General features: G+C 45.1%; 6 protein-coding genes. All 6 read left to right on the top strand.

Features of this window, described 5'->3' with window-relative positions; all coding sequences use genetic code 11:
• Positions 1-583: RpnC/YadD family protein (locus tag BLT15_RS13365; protein WP_200769776.1), on the top strand; the 583-nt coding region annotated here is incomplete at its 5' end.
• Positions 584-752: 169 nt separating this feature from the next.
• Positions 753-1,343, top strand: coding sequence for an adenylyl-sulfate kinase (gene cysC, locus BLT15_RS12805; protein ID WP_089762449.1), 591 nt, complete (start codon positions 753-755; stop codon positions 1,341-1,343).
• 47 nt (positions 1,344-1,390) lie between these two features.
• Positions 1,391-2,239 carry a 3'(2'),5'-bisphosphate nucleotidase CysQ gene (gene cysQ / locus BLT15_RS12800; RefSeq protein WP_200769775.1) on the top strand — a complete coding sequence of 283 codons (849 nt, stop codon included), beginning with the start codon at positions 1,391-1,393 and terminating at the stop codon, positions 2,237-2,239.
• A gap of 441 nt (positions 2,240-2,680) precedes the next feature.
• On the top strand, positions 2,681-2,932 hold the full coding sequence (locus BLT15_RS12795; protein ID WP_089762446.1) for a helix-turn-helix transcriptional regulator: 252 nt from the start codon (positions 2,681-2,683) through the stop codon (positions 2,930-2,932).
• Between the two features lie 133 nt (positions 2,933-3,065).
• On the top strand, positions 3,066-3,296 hold the full coding sequence (locus BLT15_RS12790) for a hypothetical protein (RefSeq protein ID WP_089762444.1): 231 nt from the start codon (positions 3,066-3,068) through the stop codon (positions 3,294-3,296).
• Positions 3,297-3,299: 3 nt separating this feature from the next.
• On the top strand, positions 3,300-3,593 hold the full coding sequence (locus BLT15_RS12785) for a hypothetical protein (RefSeq protein WP_089762442.1): 294 nt from the start codon (positions 3,300-3,302) through the stop codon (positions 3,591-3,593).
• Positions 3,594-3,970 lie beyond the last annotated feature (377 nt).

The raw sequence follows: 3,970 nt of genomic DNA, 5'->3' as shown, positions 1-3,970 counted from the left end.
TTCTGATGACAGCGGCTTAATCGATCTCGTTGATAATTTTGCAGACTTATCCAGAGATATTAAACGCTATCAAATTATTTTTGAAGTAGTCGAATTTAAACTTACAGACCTGACCTGGCAGGAGATCTCCAGCCGGATGATAAAGATTTACTCTCTGGCAGCCACAATGGAGACAGCAGAAGATGAGATTGTGAGATTGGAAGAGATAGCATCAGCGCTGGCAGCTCTGGCGGAGAAGAAGAGATTAGATTTTGTGCGAAGAAAATTAGTATCACTGTCCGAGTATATCTTGACGGTGACCGAGTTGAACGAAAAGAGGATCAGAGATATTATTGAGACAAAATTACCAGGAGGTGGCGACATAGTGGAAAGCACAGCAGAAAGGCTGCGCAAAGAAGGCAGGAGAGAAGGCATGGCGAAAACCCTTACAACCCAACTAAAAAAGAAATTTTCCAGTGAGTTACCAGAAGATATAAAACAGTCAATGGAAAAAGCCGATAGGGAAGATTTAATCAAAATCAGAGATAATATATTCGACATAGAAGATATGGATGAGGTAAGAAAACTGCTGAAAGAAGATTAGCAGTCAGGCCTGCTGAAATTTATCAAGTTCTGTTGATTGATGTTATAAGCAAAAGAATTCTGATATTGTTCAGGACGACTAAGGAAAAGGGCGGGCAGGACTGTGCTGCTGTATTTAAGACAGTTCGAGCAGCAGCATAAACTGCTCGGACCTATGAGGAGGATAGATTATGAACCAGGAAAAACCGGAAAATATATATGAGACCGAAGGGAAAGTAAGCTTTCAGCAGCGATGTGATAACTTGAATCAGACCGGTCAGGTGCTGTGGTTTACCGGTCTTTCCGCCTCCGGCAAGTCCACAATAGCTATTGAACTGGAAAAGAGGCTGGTTGATAGCGGCAAAGCTGTCTACCGTCTGGACGGAGATAATATCAGAAGTGGTCTCAACAAGGATCTGGGTTTCACACCGGAGGATAGAGATGAGAATATCAGAAGGGTGGCAGAGCTGGCCGCCCTGTTTAAAGATGCCGGATTGATAACACTGGTTTCCTTTATCTCTCCCTATCAGGAAAAGCGAGATTTTGCCCGGGAGCTGGTGGGAGATAAATATTTTCACGAGATATATGTCAAAGCCAGGGTGGAGACCTGTGAGGAGCGTGATCCCAAAGGGCTTTATGAGCAGGCCAGAAAAGGTGAGATTGAGAACTTTACCGGCATTTCCGCCCCCTACGAGGAGCCAGAAGACCCCGAGCTGGTTCTGGATACCGACAAATTCAAGCTGGAAGAATGTGTGAAGAAAGCCCGGGCACTGTTAGCCTGAGTCTTTTTTTTAGTGGGGCAGGACGAAATGGTATTCACTAATTTCCAGTGGCAACAGTATTTCAGCAGGAAAGGTGGCTGATAGATATGAATAAATCTCAAGGCAAACTGGCAGATGAGCTAAGAGCAGCTATAATCGCCGGTAGAGAAGCCAGCCAGGAAATTATGGCCGTCTATGAAAAGAATGATTTTGCTGTGGATTATAAGGAAGATGATTCTCCTTTGACCGAGGCTGACCGGAGGGCTAACGAAGTCATAGTCAAAAGCCTGCAGAAAAAGTTTCCTCGATATGCGATTTTAGCCGAGGAGAGCAGTGATGATAAAACCCGCCTGGATAAGGACTGGTGCTGGATAATTGATCCTCTGGACGGGACCAAGGAATTTGTAAAAAGAAATGGTGAATTCACCGTTAACATAGCTCTGGTCTATAGGCAGAAGCCGGTGCTGGGTGTAATTAACGTTCCGGTCACCGGGGAGTTGTATTATGCCGCCAAGGGCAGAGGGGCCAGGTATAGACCTGAGAAGGAGACAGCCTGCAGGGAGATAGCGGTTTCGGACAAAGTGGATGACCTCAGAGCTGTAAAGAGCAGATCTCATGCTTCTGAGGAATTGAATCAACTGCTTAATAACACAGCCAGAATAACTGAAGTAAAGGAAAGAGGCAGTTCTCTGAAGGGTTGTTTGATAGCCAGGGGAGAGGCAGAGATCTACTACAGGTTTAACCCCACCATGGAGTGGGATGTAGCCGCCATGGACTGTATAATCAGGGAAGCCGGAGGGATCATGCGTAATCTTAAAACCGGTGAGAGAATGAAGTATAATCGCGAGAATTCAGTTAATGAAGATGGCTTTTATGTGGTTAATAGAGAGGAGAATGCACTTAATACATCTGAATAACATTTGAACATCGACCACCATTCGCCGCTAGAGGGGCCTGAGAGGGCCTTCTCCGGCGGCATTTGCTGTTTATGTACAACTACAAACTACAATCGGATTGCACTCGCCGCTGAATTTCGGAGAAGATTGCAGGAGAATGCAGAAGGGTGGAAGACTGCAGGTTTTTTATGTTCAGGGACGGAGATGAGATCGAGTATGTAGTTGATAAATTTTAAAGCCGAGCGCGGGCTCAGAAAGTGCCCTCGCGAGGGAAGTGCGATTTCTGGCCCCAACTCTACCCCGGCCTTAGCAAAACAACTCGAGCAGCAGCATAAACTGCCCGCTCCCCCCACTTTCTGCAAAATTTCTAAAAAAAGTTAATAATATCTCTTTACAAATATTAAAAAATATAGTACAATGTTCAGGTAAATATTTAATTTTCATGGAAAGGAGGGGGAGTTTATGCCTCAAAATGAGAGCAGCGACGAAAACACCGACAACTTTCTGATGAGCTTGAAATCGCTCAGAAAAATCAACAACTTCAGCCAGAAGGAGATGGCTGAAAAGCTTTACATGTCTGAAAGCAGCTACTGCCGCAAGGAAAACGGCAAATTGCAGTTCACCCGAACTGATATAGAGATTATTACGGCCCTTTTCGAATGTCCCTATCACATAATGGTAAAGGGTATCAATAAATTTCTAAACTATCAGTAAGCTTCTCTTTGATTTCTGACAGTTCAGCCCTCAAATTTGACAGATTTCCTGCAGGTAGAGTCAAAAGTCTTTACAGCCCGGCGATTATGCGGTATGATGGGTCCAGCTTGAGAAATTTGGAGGAGGTGAGAAAATGACGGAGGAAAACTTTAGTCTGGACGGCTCTGCCGGTGAAAATGGGGAGGAAATCTATGGCGGCCAGGTCACCGATCATTCGATCGACAATTATAAGGCCCAACAGGAAGTCGTGCTCGATTTTGCCGGGCTGGATCTGACCGTCACCATCATGGGGAAAAAGCGGTCGGAAAAGGACGATATTATTATAGTCGATCCATCAGAAATTTTACAGGGAGAGGAGATGTAGGATATGGTATTCGAAGATGATTTCCTTTACGACTGCTTTTACGATAAAACGATGGAGCTGGGCAGGCCTCCTACCTCCAGGGAGCTGGCGGATGATAAAAGCATTCCTCATTATATTACTTTTCGGCGCCGGCTCGGTAAGAAAGATGAAATCTGTCAGGCCCTGGGGATCGAAAACGTCTCCAGTCATACTCACCGTTTTTTCTGTATTGACTGTCCTCATGAGCCCGAATCCTGCGGTGAAGATATAAATGAATGTCTGGACGAAGCCGGGGATTATATGGAGGGGATTGTCTGAGGAGAGGTTTGTGGGGAGAATGCAGTCGATGATTGTAATGTTGATCATAAAAACGGCGGCAAATACAAAATACAGGAGCGAAAAATCCCGGGTGAGCGGTAAATCCGGGATTTTTATTTGTGGTGGGTCGATCTGGAGAGTGAGCAATAATCCGCGCACAGGATAAAGCAGCTATTGCAGGATCGGGGGATTATCTTTAAGCCCTGGTAAAGCGTGGGAGAGTGGGCGGGAAGGACTGTGCTGCTGCATCTAAAAACAGGTCGATCAGCAGCATAAACTGCCCGTCCCTATTGAGGTTATCACTCTTTATAATATTTTCAACAAAACCCAATCCTATGTCAGTCCTATAAATCACCACCTATCAACCTTCTTATTAC

It is taken from the genome of Halarsenatibacter silvermanii (genome assembly GCF_900103135.1).
In the GTDB taxonomy this organism is placed as follows: domain Bacteria; phylum Bacillota; class Halanaerobiia; order Halanaerobiales; family Halarsenatibacteraceae; genus Halarsenatibacter; species Halarsenatibacter silvermanii.
The sequence above is the reverse complement of the archived record's forward strand: the minus strand, read 5'-3'. Positions and strand labels throughout refer to the sequence as shown.

Bases quoted from the DNA above. Each gene is read 5' to 3' on its own strand.
- BLT15_RS12795 (WP_089762446.1), top strand. From the start codon at position 2,681: ATGCCTCAAAATGAGAGCAGCGACGAAAACACCGACAACTTTCTGATG.
- BLT15_RS12790 (WP_089762444.1), top strand. From the start codon at position 3,066: ATGACGGAGGAAAACTTTAGTCTGGACGGCTCTGCCGGTGAAAATGGG.
- BLT15_RS12785 (WP_089762442.1), top strand. From the start codon at position 3,300: ATGGTATTCGAAGATGATTTCCTTTACGACTGCTTTTACGATAAAACG.
- cysC (WP_089762449.1), top strand. From the start codon at position 753: ATGAACCAGGAAAAACCGGAAAATATATATGAGACCGAAGGGAAAGTA.